Source organism: Streptomyces sp. NPDC041968 (genome assembly GCF_055589025.1).
Map to the genome: position 1 here is coordinate 939,097 of NZ_JBVJCB010000001.1, position 15,516 is coordinate 954,612.

Annotated in this window: 12 protein-coding genes; 3 read left to right on the forward strand and 9 right to left on the reverse strand. The window is 73.7% G+C overall.

The window, feature by feature from the left end; all coding sequences use genetic code 11:
- Positions 1–68: 68 nt before the first annotated feature.
- Positions 69–1,163 carry a GNAT family N-acetyltransferase gene (locus ACZ6EG_RS04230; RefSeq protein WP_391968290.1) on the forward strand — a complete coding sequence of 365 codons (1,095 nt, stop codon included), beginning with the start codon at positions 69–71 and terminating at the stop codon, positions 1,161–1,163.
- Positions 1,164–1,188: 25 nt separating this feature from the next.
- On the opposite strand, the gene ACZ6EG_RS04235 is transcribed toward ACZ6EG_RS04230, so the two are convergent.
- Positions 1,189–2,418, reverse strand: coding sequence for a glycoside hydrolase family 26 protein (locus ACZ6EG_RS04235; RefSeq protein WP_391968055.1), 1,230 nt, complete (start codon positions 2,416–2,418; stop codon positions 1,189–1,191).
- A gap of 142 nt (positions 2,419–2,560) precedes the next feature.
- Between ACZ6EG_RS04235 and ACZ6EG_RS04240 the strand changes: the two genes are divergently transcribed.
- Positions 2,561–3,862: a carboxylate--amine ligase gene (locus ACZ6EG_RS04240; RefSeq protein WP_391968056.1), complete on the forward strand. Its 1,302-nt coding sequence runs from the start codon at positions 2,561–2,563 to the stop codon at positions 3,860–3,862.
- Between the two features lie 93 nt (positions 3,863–3,955).
- Here the strand turns inward: ACZ6EG_RS04240 and ACZ6EG_RS04245 are convergent, their stop codons facing one another.
- The 3 genes from ACZ6EG_RS04245 to rdlA form a co-directional block, all read right to left on the reverse strand.
- Positions 3,956–4,708, reverse strand: coding sequence for a chaplin (locus ACZ6EG_RS04245; protein ID WP_469601679.1), 753 nt, complete (start codon positions 4,706–4,708; stop codon positions 3,956–3,958).
- Positions 4,709–4,856: 148 nt separating this feature from the next.
- Complete coding sequence (gene chpD, locus ACZ6EG_RS04250) at positions 4,857–5,084, reverse strand: chaplin ChpD (protein WP_391968291.1); 228 nt, start codon at positions 5,082–5,084, stop codon at positions 4,857–4,859.
- Between the two features lie 286 nt (positions 5,085–5,370).
- Positions 5,371–5,763: a rodlin RdlA gene (rdlA, locus tag ACZ6EG_RS04255; RefSeq protein WP_356603537.1), complete on the reverse strand. Its 393-nt coding sequence runs from the start codon at positions 5,761–5,763 to the stop codon at positions 5,371–5,373.
- 260 nt (positions 5,764–6,023) lie between these two features.
- Between rdlA and rdlB the strand changes: the two genes are divergently transcribed.
- A complete protein-coding gene (gene rdlB, locus ACZ6EG_RS04260; RefSeq protein WP_391968058.1) occupies positions 6,024–6,416 on the forward strand; it encodes a rodlin RdlB in 393 nt (130 codons plus the stop codon).
- Positions 6,417–6,503: 87 nt separating this feature from the next.
- Here the strand turns inward: rdlB and ACZ6EG_RS04265 are convergent, their stop codons facing one another.
- From ACZ6EG_RS04265 to ACZ6EG_RS04285, 5 genes are all read right to left on the reverse strand, one after another.
- On the reverse strand, positions 6,504–8,432 hold the full coding sequence (locus tag ACZ6EG_RS04265) for an AMP-dependent synthetase/ligase (RefSeq protein WP_469601376.1): 1,929 nt from the start codon (positions 8,430–8,432) through the stop codon (positions 6,504–6,506).
- 115 nt (positions 8,433–8,547) lie between these two features.
- Positions 8,548–10,110, reverse strand: a complete 1,563-nt coding sequence (locus ACZ6EG_RS04270) for a vWA domain-containing protein (RefSeq protein WP_391968060.1) — start codon at positions 10,108–10,110, stop codon at positions 8,548–8,550.
- Between the two features lie 227 nt (positions 10,111–10,337).
- Positions 10,338–11,219: an ABC transporter permease gene (locus tag ACZ6EG_RS04275; RefSeq protein ID WP_391968061.1), complete on the reverse strand. Its 882-nt coding sequence runs from the start codon at positions 11,217–11,219 to the stop codon at positions 10,338–10,340.
- Positions 11,216–13,873, reverse strand: coding sequence for an alpha/beta fold hydrolase (locus ACZ6EG_RS04280; RefSeq protein WP_391968062.1), 2,658 nt, complete (start codon positions 13,871–13,873; stop codon positions 11,216–11,218). Before ACZ6EG_RS04280 ends, ACZ6EG_RS04275 begins: the two co-directional genes overlap by 4 nt.
- Positions 13,874–13,998: 125 nt before the next feature.
- On the reverse strand, positions 13,999–15,423 hold the full coding sequence (locus ACZ6EG_RS04285) for an APC family permease (protein ID WP_469601381.1): 1,425 nt from the start codon (positions 15,421–15,423) through the stop codon (positions 13,999–14,001).
- Between the last annotated feature and the right edge of the window lie 93 nt (positions 15,424–15,516).

Below are 15,516 nucleotides of genomic sequence, written 5' to 3' on the forward strand. Positions count from 1 at the left end.
GCCCGGCCGCGACCACGACCAGGTCCCGGGCCCCGCACCCGCCGCCCGCCGCGGCGTACACGGCGGAACTGGTCACCGACGAACGCGGCTTCACCGAGCTGGCGGCCGACTGGGGCCGGCTGTACCGCCGGTGCGCCGCCGCGACCCCGTTCCAGAGCCACGCCTGGCTGCACTCGTGGTGGCGCTCCTACGGCGCCCCGGGCCGGCTGCGGCTGCTGCTGGCCCGCGAAGGGCGCGAACTGGTCGCCGCCGCGCCGCTGATGCGGGCGGGGGGCCCGGTACCGGCGCTGGTGCCGCTGGGCGGGGCGATCTCCGACTACGGGGACGTCCTGCTGGACGACGAGCGCGGTCAGGACGCGGTGGCCGCGCTGACCGGGGCGCTGGGCGCGGCGGCCCGCACGGCGCTGATCGACCTGCGCGAGGTGCGTCCGGGCGCCGCCGCCGAACGCGTCTACGACCACTGGCGCGGCCCCCGCCGCCGGGTGCCCGACTCGCCCTGCCTGGAGCTGCCCGCCGTACCCATGGACGACCTGGTCGCCAGGCTGCCCTCGGCCAAGGCGCAGCAGCGGGTGCGCGCCAAGCTGCGCAGGCTGGACGCGCTGGGGGTGGGGAGCCGCACCGTGCCCGCCGGTGAGGTGGACGCGGCCCTGCACCGGCTGCTGGAGCTGCACCTGCTGCAGTGGCAGGGCCGGAAGGTGACCGGCGAGCACCTGCGGACGCGGTTCCGTGAGCATCTGGTGCGGGCGGTGGGGCCGATGGTGCGTGCGGGGGACGCGGTGGTCACCGAGTTCCGGATGGACGGCGAGGTGGTGGCCGTGGACGTGACGCTGCTGTCCCGGCGGCTGGCCGGCGGCTATCTGTACGGCGCCCATCCCCGGCTGCGGGAGCGGAAGGCGGACGTGGCGGTGATGCTGCTGGCCGCGTGCGCCGAGCACGCCCGGGCCCCGGGGCGCTCCACGCTGAGCCTGCTGCGCGGGGACGAGCCGTACAAGCACCACTGGCGTCCGGAGCCGGTGGGCAACCAGCGTCTGCTGCTCGCCCGCCGGCGCACGGCCCCGCTGCTGGCGGCCGCTCTCTGCGACGTCGCCGCGCGCCGGCGGGGCAAGGAACTGCTGCACCGGTGGCGGGAGCAGAGGGAGGGCGACGGTGGCGGCAGGACCTGACCGGCCCCGCCGCCACCGCGGGCCGCTATCTGTTGCGCGTGTACCAGTCGAGGCGCATGCAGAGCTTTCCGCCGAGCCAGTACTCGACCCAGTCGCCGAGCTCCAGCGGCGAGCAGCCGGCCTGCGGCCGGGGCGCGGTGGGCGGCACCGCGGGCACGGGCGGTGCGGTGGGTGTGGGGGGCGCGGTCGGCTCCGGGGCACTCGGCGCCGGCTCGTCGGTGCGGCCGAAGAGCACGGACCGGTACACCGCGGTCGACCGGGGATTGTCGTCGCACTGCCACACGCCGTGCGGGCAGTAGTCGGTGAGCGTGTTGTAGACGGGCCGGTGCTCGTCCATCCAGGCGAGCATGCGCCGCATGTACTCGGCGTTGTCGCCGTTGCGGAACAGCCCCCATTCGGGATAGGAGATGGGCTTCCCGTGGGCCTTGGCGAAGTCCACGTGCGCCTGGAGCCCGAAGGGTTCCGTCACCTGCTCGTCGAACGCCATGCCCCGTGGCTGGTCGTAGGAGTCCATGCCGATGATGTCGACCGTGTCGTCCCCGGGATAGCACTGCGTCCAGGGCACGGCGTCCCGGCCGCGACTGGGCGTGAAGTCGAACCGGAACTTCTGGCCCGGCACGGAACGCATGGCGGTGACGATCCTGTTCCAGTACGTCTTCCAGGCCTCCGGGTCCGGCCCGCACCGGTGGGTGTAGGTGGTGCCGTTCATCTCCCAGCCGAGGACGAGGACGGTGTCCGGTACGTTCAGTTCGACCAGCCGTTCGGCGAGGGCCCTGAAGTGGTGGTCGAAGTGCCCGGCGGCTCCCCTGCGGAGCAACTCCCGTACCTCGTCGTCGTCGACGCCCTCCTCGTTGCGTTCCATCATGGGCACGTTGAGGACGAGCGTCCGGTCGGCCTCGCGGGTGCGCCAGTCGGCCCACACGTCGAGGAAGCCGGGGGCGCCCTCGATGTTGCTCCAGCGGTCGCCGGGCAGGTAGGTGTGGCCGACGCGCACTTCGGCGTCGCCCAGCCACTGGCTCAGCTCGGCCATCCTGGCCACGCCGCGCGGACCGTAGTCCAGGTACGCGCCGAACGCGGGAGCGGCGGCGGGCGCCGGGGCGGGGACCGCGGGCGCCGGTGCGGGCGGGGCGGGCGCGGGCGGCACGGGGTCGCCGACGGCGACCCCCGGGCACGCGGTCAGGAACACCGCCGCCGCGAGTACCGCGACGACGCGCGCCGGCCGTGCGGACCGGGTCCATAACTGCCGTACGGCCATGTCCGGCTCCTTTCCTCGCTCTGTGTCCCCGTCTACTGACACTCAGTCATATGAAATGCCATCACGCCACCGCCGTTACGGCTTTCGAGTGCGCCGATCGCCCGCACCGGTGATCCGAACCGAAGAACGAAGGAAAAAGCCCGTGCCGTTGTTCGACACCCGAGTCCCGGCCGTTCTGCTGCGGACCGACCGCAATCCCTTCCACCACGGAACGCTGGGCGCGGTGCGTTCCCTCGGCCGCGCGGGCGTGGACGTGCACGTGGTCGCCGACTGCTCCCGCAGCCCGGTCCGCGCCTCCCGCTACGTGAGCGGACTGCACACTCCCCCGCCGCCCGGCGCGTCGTCCGACGACATCGCGGCGGCGCTGCGCCGCGTCGCCGCGCGCGTCGCGCGGCCCGCCGTACTGATCCCGATGGACGACGCGTGCGCCGTCGCGGTGGCGCGGATGCGGGCGGAGCTGGCGCCCGTCTACCTGCTGCCGGAGCTGCCCGGCGCGCTGTCCGAGCGGGTGGCCGACAAGGCGGAGCTGGCCGGTGTGTGCGCGTCCCTGGACCTGCCGCACCCCGAGACCCTGGTCCCGGAGGGCGAGGCGGAGGCCGCCCGCGCCGCCTGGCGGCTGGGGCTGCCGGTGGTGGCGAAGTGGAGCCGGCCCTGGCTCCTGCCCCCGGGCGGCGGGCTGCGCAGCACCGTGCTGGTGCGTTCGGCGCAGGAGGCGCGGGAACTGTACCGGCGGGCCGAGGAGGCGGGCAGCCGCCTGCTGCTCCAGGCGTTCCTGGCGCCGGGACCGGACCGCGACTGGTTCTTCCACGGGTACGCCGACCGCTCGGGCACGGTCCGGGCGGGCGGTCCCGGCCGCAAGACGCGCGCCAGGCCGCGCGGCGCCGGTCTGACGGCGGTCGGCCACTGGACGCCGAACCCGCGGGTGCAGGCGCTCGCCGAGCGGGTCACCGGGGAACTGGGCTACCGGGGCATCTTCGACCTGGACTTCCGCCGCTGCGGCACCACGGGCCGTTACCACCTGCTCGACTTCAACCCGCGTCCCGGCGCCCAGTTCCGGCTGTTCACCGACACCGCGGGCCTCGACGTCGTACGCGCCCTGCACCTGGACCTGACCCACCGCGCGCTGCCGGAGGGCGAGCCGCGGCCGGGGCGGACCTTCGTGGTGGAGAACTACGCGCCGCTGAGCGCCCTGCGTCCGGCCCCCGACGGACGTGAGCTGGCCTGGCACGCCCCCGACGACCGCGCCCCGGGCCGGGCCCTGTGGGCCCTGTGGGGACGGCACGCGACCGGACGGCTGCTGGACCGCGCGCGCCGCAGGGACCGCCGCCCGGCCGCGGGGCCCCCGCCCGCGGCCCGTGTCGTACGGCAGGCCCCCGCTCCGGATCCCACCGGGCGCACCGACCGTTCCGACCGCCCGGACGACGAGCGGGCGGGCAGCCGCTGACCGGCCTGCCCACCGTGCGGGGGGGTGGGCAGCGCGACGCCCCCGGCGGACCGTAGGGGTCGGCCGGGGGCGTCAGGCGGCGGAGCGCCGGGGTCAGCGGCGGGCCGCCACCCGGCTGCGGCGGTAGAGGATCGCGCCACCGGCGATCATCGCCGCACCGGCGGCCGCGGCGGCCGGCGCGCCCGCACTGCCGGTCTCCGCGAGCACGGGCGGCTTCTCCGTCTGCGGAGCGGGCGGCTCCTCCTCACTCGCGGGCGGGGGAGGCTCCTCCTCGCCGGCCGGCGGCGGGGGCTTCTCCTCACCGGGCGGCGGCGGCTCCTCGTCGGTCGGCGGCGTGGTGGGAGGCGGCGGCTCCTCCTCGCCGTAGCCCGGGGGCTCCTCCTGCGCCTGGTCGCAGGAGTTGCCGAAGACCGGGTTGAGCGCGGCGATGACGTCGATGGTGTTGCCGCAGAGGTTCAGCGGCACGTCGACCGGCACCTGCGCGTTGTTTCCGGAGCCGACGCCGGGTGAGCCCACGGCCTCACCGCTCGCGTGGGACCCGGACGGCACCCGGACGTCCTCGCCGGGTCCGGTGCCGTACCCGGTGTCCTGGCCGGTGCCGTAACCGGGACCGCCGGTCTTCTCGTCCGAGCTGTTCTCGCACTCGTTCCCGAAGGCCGGGTTGAGGGCGGCGATGACGTCGACGGTGTTGCCGCAGGCGTTCACCGGTACGTCGAGGGGGACCTGGACGGCGTTGCCGGACGCGACGCCGGGTGAGTTCGTGGCGGTCGCGTCCGCATGCGAGTCGGCAAGGGCGGGGCTGCCGCACAGGGACAGGATGCCTGTCGCGGCGGCTGCCGCGACCATCCCCCTGCTCAGGGTCTGTCGCACTCTCGTTGTCTTCCTGCTGGTAGAGATGGCTGGAGAACGGGCTGCAGAAAGGGGAGAAGCCGGCCCCGAACCAAGCGAGTTGGCCAGGGCCGGCCGTGACGCAGCCGGTCGGTGCGGAACGACGTCAGTCGTTCTCGCACTGGTTGCCGAACGCCGGGTTCAGCAGACCAACAACGTTGATCGTGTTGCCGCACACGTTGACGGGAACGTGCACGGGGACCTGGACCACGTTGCCGGACAGGACACCCGGGGAGCCGACAGCGGCACCCTCGGCGCCCGCGTCGGCGAAGGCCGGGGCGGCCATGCCGAGGGCCATGATCGCGCCCGCGACGACAGCAGCGCTCTTCTTCATGAACTTTCCCTTCTCTGCGGTCATGCCTGAATGACGGCCGAAACCGCGCGAGCACAGCATTGACGGCTCGCACCATGACCTGCAGCCTGCAAACGAGGAATTGACGGCCGGGGAAACTACCGAACGCGGGGACCCGAGATATTCACTCGAATGCCCTACGATCCGTTACGGCCGTACCCCCAGGAGAGCGACGACGTCGTTCCGCTCGCCCGGCGAAAAACCGGCCCGTGCGACCGGGCGGCCCGCGGAGAGGTCAGCGGGCCGCCCGGACCGAGCGGGATGAGGCTCAGCCCTCGCCGTTGGCCGACAGCACCGACAGGTCCTCGAGGACGTGCGAGATCGCACCGTCCCTCTTGGCCTGCGTGGAGTTGTCGTCGCACTGCTGGTTCAGGTCGTCCGCCAGGACGTTGACGTCCTGGATCGGGACGATGTTGATGACGGCGACGTTGATGTCCTCGAGGCCGACGCACGGCTTGTTCAGCGTGCCCTCGACCAGCGAGAGCTGGGGGCTCATGTCGCCGTCGGTCGCCGAGTTGCCGAACGACGACGAGGCGCCGTTGCCGTTGGCCACGGCCGGCCCGTTGTCGTCCCCGATGGCAAGCGCCTGGGGCGCGGCAGCAGCGGACATGCCGATCACAGAAGCGGCAGCCGCCGCGGCGACCATTGCCTTCTTGAGCACTTCGCGTTCCTTTCGTCGTAGCGACGCACTGTCCTACGGCCTCATCAACCCGGTGCGGAGTGATTGGTTGCGGGCGTTCACCCGGTTGGCCCGCACGGGATCTCAAAAGCCCTGGAAAATCCGCCGGAATGCCGGGCGACCCGTGGATACGTACACATTTCCCGTTGTCGGCCGACGGAGTGAACGGGAGAAACCCGACTGCACTCACGGAGTTGACCAGAGGGCTCCGGTGGACGGGGTTTCTGAGAAAGGACTGGCCAGTGATCAAGAAGGTTGTTGCCTACGCGGCGATCGCCGCCTCCGTCATGGGGGCCTCCGCTGCCGCGGCCCCGCAGGCGATGGCGATCGGCGACGACAGCGGCCCCGTCTCCGCGAACGGGAACGGCGCCTCGCAGTACTTCGGCAACTCGGCGACCCACGGCAACATGAGCCCGCAGATGGCGCTCATCCAGGGCTCCTTCAACAAGCCCTGCCTCGCCGTCAGCGACATTCCGGTCAGCGTCATCGGCATCGTCCCGATCCAGGACCTCAACGTCCTGGGTGACGACATGAACCAGCAGTGCTCCGAGAACTCCACGCAGGCCAAGCGTGACGGCGCGCTGGCGCACCTCCTGGAGGACGTCTCGATCCTGTCCTCCAACAGCGAGGGCTGACAGCGGCGAGGGGCGGGCCGCCGGGTGCACCGGCGGTCCGCCCCTTTCGCATGCCGTCGGCCGGGCCGCACCCCGTCGCCGCCCGGGTCAGCGGCCCGGCGTGGCGTACAGCGCCTCGATCTCGTCGGCGTACGCCGCGGCCGCCGCGTGCCGCTTCACCTTGAGGGAGGGGGTCAGCAGCCCGTTCTCCTCGGTGAACTCGCCCTCGACGAGGCGGAAGGCGCGGATCGACTCGGCCCGGGAGACGGCCGCGTTGGCGTGGTCGACGGCCTTCTGCACGTCGGCCCGCATCCGCTCGTCCCGGACGACCTCGGACATCGGGGTGTCGGCGGGCAGCCCCCTGACCGACAGCCAGTGGGCGACGGCGTCGGGTTCGAGGGTGATCAGGGCCGCGACGAAGGGGCGGTTGTCGCCGACCACGAGGCACTGGGCGACGGGCGGGCGGCTGCGCAGCCGGTCCTCCAGGACGGCCGGTGAGACGTTCTTGCCGCCGGAGGTGACCAGGATGTCCTTCTTGCGGCCGGTGATGGTCAGGTAGCCGTCGGCGTCCAGGGAGCCGAGGTCGCCGGTGGCGAACCAGCCGTCGGCCAGGACGGCGTCGGTGGCCGCCGGGTCGTTCCGGTAGGCGCCGAAGACGATGCCGCCCTTGACGAGCACCTCGCCGTCGTCGCCGATGCGCACGGACGTGCCGGGGACGGGCGGGCCGACGGTGCCGGGGCGGGGGCCGAGCGGCGGGACGATGGTGGCGGCCGCGGTGGTCTCGGTCAGGCCGTAGCCCTCGTAGACCATGATTCCGGCGGCGTAGAAGAACAGGTTCAGGTCGCGTTCGAGCGGGGAGCCGCCGCTGATGGCGTAGCGCATCCGGCCGCCGAGCTCCGCGCGGACCCGGCGGTAGACCAGCAGGTCGTACAGGGCCCAGCCGGCCCGCAGGGCGGGGCCGGGCCCCTTGCCGCGGCCCAGGAACCGCTCCAGGTGCGCCGCGCCGAAGCGGACGGCGAGGCGGTGGGCGCGGTCGAAGGAGGCGCCGCGGCCGATCCTCTCGGCGGTCGCGCGGCCCGTGTCGTGGATCTTCTCGAAGAGGTACGGGACGCCGACCAGGAAGGTCGGGCGGAAGGACTTCAGCGCCGGGCGGAGTTCGTCGGGTTTGATGCTCGGGAAGTGGCCGACCTCGATGCGGGCCAGCAGGCAGGCGATCTGGATCGTGCGGCCGAGGATGTGGGCGAGGGGCAGGAAGAGGAGAGTCGAGGCGGTCTGGCCGGTGACCTCCTTGAAGATCGGGTGCAGCAGCTCGACCGTGTTGGCGGCCTCGGCGTGCAGGTTGGCGTGGGTCAGGACGCAGCCCTTGGGGCGCCCGGTGGTGCCGGAGGTGTAGCAGACGGTGGCCACCGTGTCTGGGGTGAGGGCGGTGCGGCGCTTGGTGACCTCCTCGTCGCTGACGTCCCGGCCGAGGGCGGTGAGGTCGGCGAGCGCACCGGCGTCGAGTTCGAAGGTGCGCGGGCGTTCGGGGTGGGAGGCCGTGCCCGCCACGACGGTGGCGGTGTTGGCGGCGGTCTCGGTGACGACGTGGGCGGCGCCGGAGTCGCGGACGATCCACTCGACCTGGTCCGCGGAGGAGGTGGGGTAGACGGGGACGGTCTGGCCGCCCGCCGTCCAGACGGCGAAGTCCAGGACCGTCCACTCGTAGCGGGTGCGGGACATGACGGCGACCCGGCCGCCGGGCTCCAGGCCGGCGGCGATCAGACCCTTGGCCACGGCGGTCACCTCGCGGGCGAACTCCGCCGCGGTGACGGGACGCCAGACGCCGTCCACCTCGCGGCGCAGGACCACCGCGCCTGGGGCCTCGGACGCGTTGGTGAAGGGGATGTCGGCGGTGCTGCCCGTGGTGGGGCGGGGGGCGAGGGGCGCGGTACGGGCCTCGCGGACGGTGCCGCTCTCGTCCCTGACCGTCTCGGTCGTCGTGCGGGACGCCAGGCCACCGCGCTTCCTCGCCCGTTTCAGGTCCCTGTGTACGCCCATGTCGGCTCCCGGTCGCGGATCGGACGGAGGTGCTGTCGTGCCGTGTTCGTTCCACTTACTTACTCGGGAGTAAACTTACTGGAGCGTAAGGAAGAGTCAACCCGGGCGCGGCGTGTCAGGTCGTCAGGCGGTCCGCCGTCGCGATCGCCTCGGCCAGTCGCCGGACGTCCTCGTCCTCGGTGCGGTCGGCCAGTGTCCCGGCGTGCTCGGCGAGCCGGCCGAGGCCCGGGGCGCCCGGCAGGGAGCCGTGCCGGTCGTCGCCGAAGGAGCGCAGCGCGTCGGCGAAGTACGCGGCGGTCGCCGTGACGCGCAGGTCCCGGTCCGCTTCCCAGACGGAGTCGTCGAGGCCGCCGGTCTCCACGTCGGCGGACTCCTCGTGCGGGGCCCGGGTACGGGGGTCGAGCCAGCGGACGGTGGCCGTGGCGAGCCGGCCGTCGGCGCCGGGCCGGACGCGGACGGCGTACAGGGCGGTGACCGTGTGGCCGGGACCGACCTCGCCGCCGTCGACGCGGTCGTCGCGGAAGTCGTCGTCGGCGACCTCGCGGTTCTCGTAGCCGACGAGGCGGAACTCGGCGACCGCCTCGGGGTCGAAGGCGACCTGGGCCTTGGCGTCGCGGGCGGTCAGCTCGATGTGGCGGGGCAGTTGCTCGCAGAACACCTCGCGGGCGTCCTCGGTGTCCGACACGTAGGTGGTGTGGCCGTCGCCCCGGTCGGCGAGGCGCTCCATCAGGGCGTCGCCGTAGTCGCTGCCGACGCCGACGCCGAACAGGGTGACGCCGTGCTCGCGGCGGGCGTCCGCGATGCGTTCGAGGATGGCGTCCGCGTCGGTGTCGCCGGTGTTGGCGAGGGCGTCGGAGACGAGGACGACGCGGTTGGTGGCGCCCGCGCGGCGGCCCTCGACGGCCGTGGCGTAGCCGGTGTCGACGCCCGCGCCGAGGTTGGTGGAGTCGGTCGGCTCCAGGCTGTCGATGGCGTCGTGCACCCGGCCGCGGTGGTCGCCGAGCCGGGTCATGGGCAGCACGGTCTCGGCCTCGTCGCTGAAGGTGACGAGCGCGACCGAGTCGTCGTCGCGCAGCCGGTCGGTCATCGTGCCGAGGGACTCCTGGGCCAGGTCGAGGCGGCCGGGCTCGGCCATGGAGCCGGAGACGTCGATGACGAACGTGAGGGCGGCGGGCGGGCGTTCGCCCTCCTGCTCGGCGCTCCGCGTGGCCAGCCCCACCCGGACCAGCGACCAGCCCTCCTCGCCGGTGCGGGCGCCGTCCACGGTCACGGAGAAGCCATCGGCGCCGGGACGGTCGTAGTCCTGGCGGAAGCTGTTGACGAACTCCTCGGGGCGGACCGTCGACGGATCGGGCAGCCGGCCCTCGGAGAGGGTGCGGCGGGCGTACCCGTAGGAGGCGGTGTCGACGTCGAGGGCGAAGGTGGAGAGGTGGTCGGGGGCGGCGTCACGCCCCTCTCCCGTCCCCGGTGGGGTGTCACCTCCGTCGGGGCGCTGCCCGTCCTCGCCGCGGGGGCGGTCGGGCGCCGGGAGCGGAGCCGAACCTCCCCGGGAGTCAGCCGCGGTGTCCTTCGCTCCCTGTGCCGCGCCGTCGCCCTGGCAGCCGGTGAGCAGCAGGCCGCCCGCCGCCGTGAGCGCGAGCAGCGCGCCGATCGGCCTTCGTGTCCGGTACCGCTTCATCTTCCGTGCCCCCTGGTTCCGTTGACGCCGGTGTACGTGACTGTGACGGCGCGGCGGGGCGGAACGTGCGGTACGTGGCGTCACGGGTGCGTCTCGAAAGGGGCACGGCGGCGGGCGGCCGTGACCGGTGGGTGACCCTCCGGTGACCGGGGCGGTGTCTTCGCGCGTCGACGCCGACGGGCGCCCCGGGAGGGGCGCCCGTGCGTGCGCGGCGGAAGGGCGGGGGCCTAGGAGACGACGTCCTTGCGGGCGAACCCCCGGAAGGCCAGGGCGAACAGCACGAGGGCGTAGGTCACCGACAGCGAGGTGCCCTGGATGAGGCGGGTCCAGTCCATCTGGGGCCGGACCGCGTCGAGCCAGGCGTACTGCCAGTGCGCGGGCAGGAAGTCCCGCCAGTCGCCGAGGGCGGTCACCTCGTCCAGGACGTTGCCGATGATGGTCAGGCCGACCGCGCCGCCGACCGCGCCGAGCGGTGCGTCCGTCTTCGTGGACAGCCAGAACGCCAGGGCGGCGGTGACCAGTTGCGAGACGAAGACGTACGCCACCGTGATGGCGAGGCGCTCGGCCGCCGTGCCGGTGGGCAGACTGCCGCCGGTGGGCAGCTCCAGCGGCCCCCAGCCGTAGGCGACCGTGCCGACGGCGAGCGCGACCAGCGGCAGCAGGACGATGGCGGCGAGGCTGAGGACGAGCGCGACGACCAGCTTGGACCACAGCAGACGGGCCCGGGGCACCGGCGCGGCCAGCAGGTAGCGCAGCGAGGACCAGCTCGCCTCCGAGGCGACCGTGTCCCCGAAGAACAGGGCGACGGGCACGACGAGGAGGAAGCCCGCGGAGGCGAAGAGGTTGACCGCGGCGAAGTTCGCCCCCGAGGCGGTGGCCGAGTCCATCAGGCTGACCTGGTTGCCGCCGCCGTCCGGTCCGCCGCCGACCCGGAAGGCGACGAGCAGCACGAACGGGAGGGCGAACAGGATGCCGCCCATGACGAGCGTGCGCCGCCGCTTGAGCTGCCGGACCAGCTCCACCCGCACGGGCAGGGTGCGGCCCGCGCGGTAGCCCTCGGCGACCTCCCGGGGGCCGGCGGGCTCGGCGCGTTCGGCCAGCGTGCTCATGCCGGGTCTCCGATCAGGGTGAGGAACGCGTCCTCGAGGCGCCGGTGGGGGCCCACCGACTCCACGGGCACGTCCAGGCGTACGAGGTCGGCGACCAGGCGGCGGGCGGCGCCGTCGGCGGCGGCGTCGAGGCGGACCAGGAGGCCTTCGTCGGTGCGGACGGCCGAGGCCACGCCCGGCAGGGCGGCGACCTTCTCGACGAGGGGCGCGTCGACGGGCGCGGTGGTGCCGACCAGCAGCGTGTCGCCGGAGCCGACGATCTCGCCGACCGGGCCGGCCTGCACCAGCCGGCCGTGGTCCATGACCACCAGGTGGGTGCAGGTCTGCTCGACCTCGGCCAGCAGGTGGCTGGAGACGATCACGGTGCGGCCGGCCGCCGCGTAGCGGATCATCACCTCGCGCATCTCGCGGATCTGCGGCGGGTCCAGGCCGTTGGTCGGCTCGTCCAGGATCAGCAGGTCCGGCAGGCCGAGCATGGCCTGGGCGATGGCGAGGCGCTGGCGCATGCCCTGGGAGTAGGTGCGCACCGCGCGGGCGAGCGCCTCGCCGAGGCCGGCGATCTCCAGGGCCTCGTCGAGGTGGGCGTCCTCGGGCGGGCGGCCGGTGGCCCGCCAGTACAGCTCCAGGTTCTCGCGGCCGGACAGGTGCGGCAGGAAGCCCGCGCCCTCGACGAAGGCGCCGACGCGGGAGAGCACCGGGGCGCCGGGCGCGATGGCGTGGCCGAAGACGCGGATCTCGCCGCCGTCGGGCGTGATGAGGCCCATCAGCATGCGCAGGGTCGTCGTCTTGCCGGCGCCGTTCGGTCCGAGCAGGCCGAGTACCTGGCCCTTCTCCACCCGGAAGGACAGGTCCCGGACCGCGTACCGGTCGGTGGACTTGGCGTACCGCTTGGTCAGGTCGGTGATCTGGAGCGGCACGCCGGCCAGCGCGGGGTCGGGCGGCGGGGCCGTGGTGCGCCGGCGGGCCGTCAGCAGCAGGGCCGCGGCCACCGCCGCTCCGGCGAGGGGCGCCCACCAGACCCAGGCGGGCAGCCCGGCCACCTGGCCGGTCCCGCCGAGCGCCGTCGGTACCTTCAGGTCGCCCTTGAGGGAGACGGTGTAGGTGGCGGGGGCGGCCGGGGAGGCGTACCCGAGGTCGGTGGAGGAGAGGACCAGGCGCAGTCGGTGGCCGTCCTCGACCTCGTGGTCGACGGCCGGCAGGGTGATCGTCACGTCCTTGCCGGCCTTGGCGTTCTCCACCCTGAGGGGCGTGACGAGCTGGGCGGGGAGGACCTGCTGGGTGCCGCCGGGCCCCACGTCGTACACCTTGGCGAAGAGCACGGCGTCGTCGCGGGTGGACTTCACGTGCACGGTCGCGGTGGGCGAGCCGGTGATCTGGAGGTCCTCCTCCAGGGGCGCCGACTCGAAGGCGGCGAACTGGCCGGGGAACTCCAGGGAGATGCCGACGCCGAGCGAGGAGAGCCGGGAGAGGCCGCCGGAGCCGCCGATGCCGGGCACGGCGGAGACGGCGGGCGGACTGGCGCCGGCCGGGTTGTCGAAGCGCTGCTCGCGTCCGCGCAGGGCGATCGCCTGCGGCTCGCTCGTGAGGCCGGGGTAGGAGTCGGCGCTCACGCCCTCCAGGCGCGGTTCTCCGTCGCCGCTGCCGGCGCCGAGGGTGCGGGTGACGCGGAAGGCGGGGCCGGTGCCGGCGGACTCGTCGTCCTTCAGATAGCGGTCGAACCACGTCCCGATGCGGTCCTGGACGCGGTCCGTCTCCATGTCGCCGCCGTCGTGCCCGCCCGAGACCCAGTCGACCTGGACGGGGGCTCCGTTGGCCCGGATCGCCTTCGCGGCGGCGTCGGACTGGCCGAGCGGGAAGAGGGAGTCGGTCTGACCCTGTATCAGCAGCGTGGGCACGTCGATGCGGTCGCCGACAGCCTGCGGACTGCGCTCCTCCAGGAGCTTCACCGCCTCGGCGTCCGGCGCCCCCTGCTCGGCGACGCGCTGGTACATCCGGCAGAGCGTGGCGTCGAGCTCCTCGCAGCCGCCGCCCAGGTTGACGAAGAGGCCGGCCCACAGCTTCTTGAGGACGCCGTTCGGGAAGAGGGCGTCCGCGAGGTTCCAGTAGGTGATGGCGGGGGCGATGGCGTCGACCCGGTCGTCGTGCCCGGCGGCCAGCAGGGCCACGGCCCCGCCGTACGAACCGCCGGCCACGCCCACGCGCGGGTCGCCCTGCCGGTCCAGCCGGACCTCCGGCCGCTTCGCCAGCCAGTCGATCAGCCGGGACACGTCGGCGACCTCGCCGTCCGGCGCGTTCAACCCGATCCTGCCGGTGGACCTGCCGAAGCCGCGCGCCGACCAGGTCAGCACCGCGTACCCGTCGCGGGCGAGGGTCTTCGCCTGCTCGCGTGCGTCGTCCTTGCTGCCGCCGAAGCCGTGCGCGAGCAGGACGGCCGGGCGCCGGCCGCCGGAACCCGCCGTGAAGTACGAGGTGTCCAGGCGCACTCCGTCGCCCACGGCCAGGGTCCGGTCGGTGCGGTGCACCGGGGGCGGGTCGTCACCGGCGACGGCCGTCCAGGTCCCGGCTCCGGCGAGTACGACGACGGCGGCCGCGGCGCAGAGAATCCGCCGCGGCCCCCGTAGCAGCCCTCGCACGCGGGGCAGTCGAAGATCCATGTGTCAACGGTACGGGCCGCCGCCGACAACCGGGGCAGTCCCGGGACCGAACCTCCGCCCCTCCCAGGGAAGTACGCGGCCGGTCCCGCGTACCGCGGGTGCGGTAGGGCGGCTTGCGGGCGGCGTCACGGCCCGGCGGGCTCCCGGACGTCGTCGGGGACGGTCACCAGCCAGCGCGTGTCGCGGCGCGGGCGCAGGTACAGGGCCCAGTACAGGGTGGCCGCGGCGGTGATGCCGCCGGTCCACAGCAGGTGGCCGGTCTCCTGCTGGGTCAGGATGTAGGCGAGGACCACGATCAGCAGGACCGGCACGACGGGCCACAGGGGCATGCGCCACGCGTGCGCGTGCCGGTGGGAGCCGCGCCGGCAGAGCAGGGCGGCGACCGCGACGAGCAGGTACATGCCGGTGACGGAGACGCCCGTGACCCCGTACAGGGTGTCCAGGTCGACGAAGCACAGCAGGGCGCCCGGCACGCCGACGGCGAGGGTGGCGACCCAAGGGGACCCGAAGCGGCCGAGCTTGGAGAAGACGCCGTTCACCGGGGCGGGCCAGGCCTTGTCGCGGGCCGAGGCGAACAGGACGCGTGAGTTCTGGATGACCATGACGATGCCCGCGTTGATGATGGCGAGGGCGACGCAGAGGCTGACGAAGGTGCCGACGGCCGAGTTGGACCAGGCGGTGACCATGGCGCCGATGTCGCCGCCGGTCAGCTCCGCGAGGTCGGAGGCGCCGAGGGTGATGGCGACGACCGGGACCAGGATGATCACGGCGGAGATGGCGAGGGTGGCGAGCACCGTGCGGGCGACGTTGCGGCGCGGGTTCTCCAACTCCTCGGAGAGGTAGACGGCGGTGGAGAAGCCCTGGGTGACGAACAGGGCGATGGCGAGCCCGGAGACGACCAGCATCGCCGTCACGGGGTCCGCGCCGCCGTCCGCGCCGGCCACCTCCAGGGAGGCGAGGCTGCCGGGACCGCGCTCCGCGTGGGCGAAGCCCAGCACCGCGACGACGGCGGCGGCGATGACCTCCAGGACCAGGAAGACGCCGGTGATCCAGGCGTTGGCCCGCAGGTCGAGGAGGCCGGCCAGGGTGGCGAGCACCATGACGCCGGCGCCCGCCGCGGACGGGTCGAGGTGCACGATCGGTGCGAGGTAGTCGGCCGTGCCCATCGCGATCACCGGCGGCACGATCATGACGACCAGCAGCGACAGCACGAAGACCAGCCAGCCCGCCAGCCGCCCGGCCAATGTCGACACCATGGCGTACTCGCCGCCCGCGCTGGGGATGAGGGTGCCCAGTTCCGAGTAGCAGAACGCCACGGCGACGCAGAGGAGGGAGCCGATGGCGATGGTCAGGGCGGTGGCGGTGCCGAGCGAGCCGAACAGGTCGGGGACCACCACGAACAGCGTGGAGGCGGGGGTCACGCACGAGAGCGTCAGGAGAGTGCCGCCGACGACCCCGATGGAACGCTTGAGCGTCCGTGACTCCGGCGGTGCCGGAAGGTCGGGGGGCGCTGCGGTTGCGGTCTCGGCGGGGTGGAGCGTGTCGGTCATGGAGCGGTTCCGATCGACTCGGGCGGCGTGGTTCGGGCGGGAGCGCTATCGCCTCCGGCGGCTTGCTCGTACGTGGTTCTCGTCCGCTCCCGA

What these genes read in the sequence shown, in the direction of transcription:
- ACZ6EG_RS04245 (WP_469601679.1), bottom strand. Translation starts at nt 4,708, where the DNA reads ATGGTCGCGGCAGCCGCCGCGACAGGCATCCTGTCCCTGTGCGGCAGC.
- ACZ6EG_RS04275 (WP_391968061.1), bottom strand. Translation starts at nt 11,219, where the DNA reads ATGAGCACGCTGGCCGAACGCGCCGAGCCCGCCGGCCCCCGGGAGGTC.
- ACZ6EG_RS04235 (WP_391968055.1), bottom strand. Translation starts at nt 2,418, where the DNA reads ATGGCCGTACGGCAGTTATGGACCCGGTCCGCACGGCCGGCGCGCGTC.
- chpD (WP_391968291.1), bottom strand. Translation starts at nt 5,084, where the DNA reads ATGAAGAAGAGCGCTGCTGTCGTCGCGGGCGCGATCATGGCCCTCGGC.
- ACZ6EG_RS04280 (WP_391968062.1), bottom strand. Translation starts at nt 13,873, where the DNA reads ATGGATCTTCGACTGCCCCGCGTGCGAGGGCTGCTACGGGGGCCGCGG.
- ACZ6EG_RS04270 (WP_391968060.1), bottom strand. Translation starts at nt 10,110, where the DNA reads ATGAAGCGGTACCGGACACGAAGGCCGATCGGCGCGCTGCTCGCGCTC.
- ACZ6EG_RS04285 (WP_469601381.1), bottom strand. Translation starts at nt 15,423, where the DNA reads ATGACCGACACGCTCCACCCCGCCGAGACCGCAACCGCAGCGCCCCCC.
- ACZ6EG_RS04265 (WP_469601376.1), bottom strand. Translation starts at nt 8,432, where the DNA reads ATGGGCGTACACAGGGACCTGAAACGGGCGAGGAAGCGCGGTGGCCTG.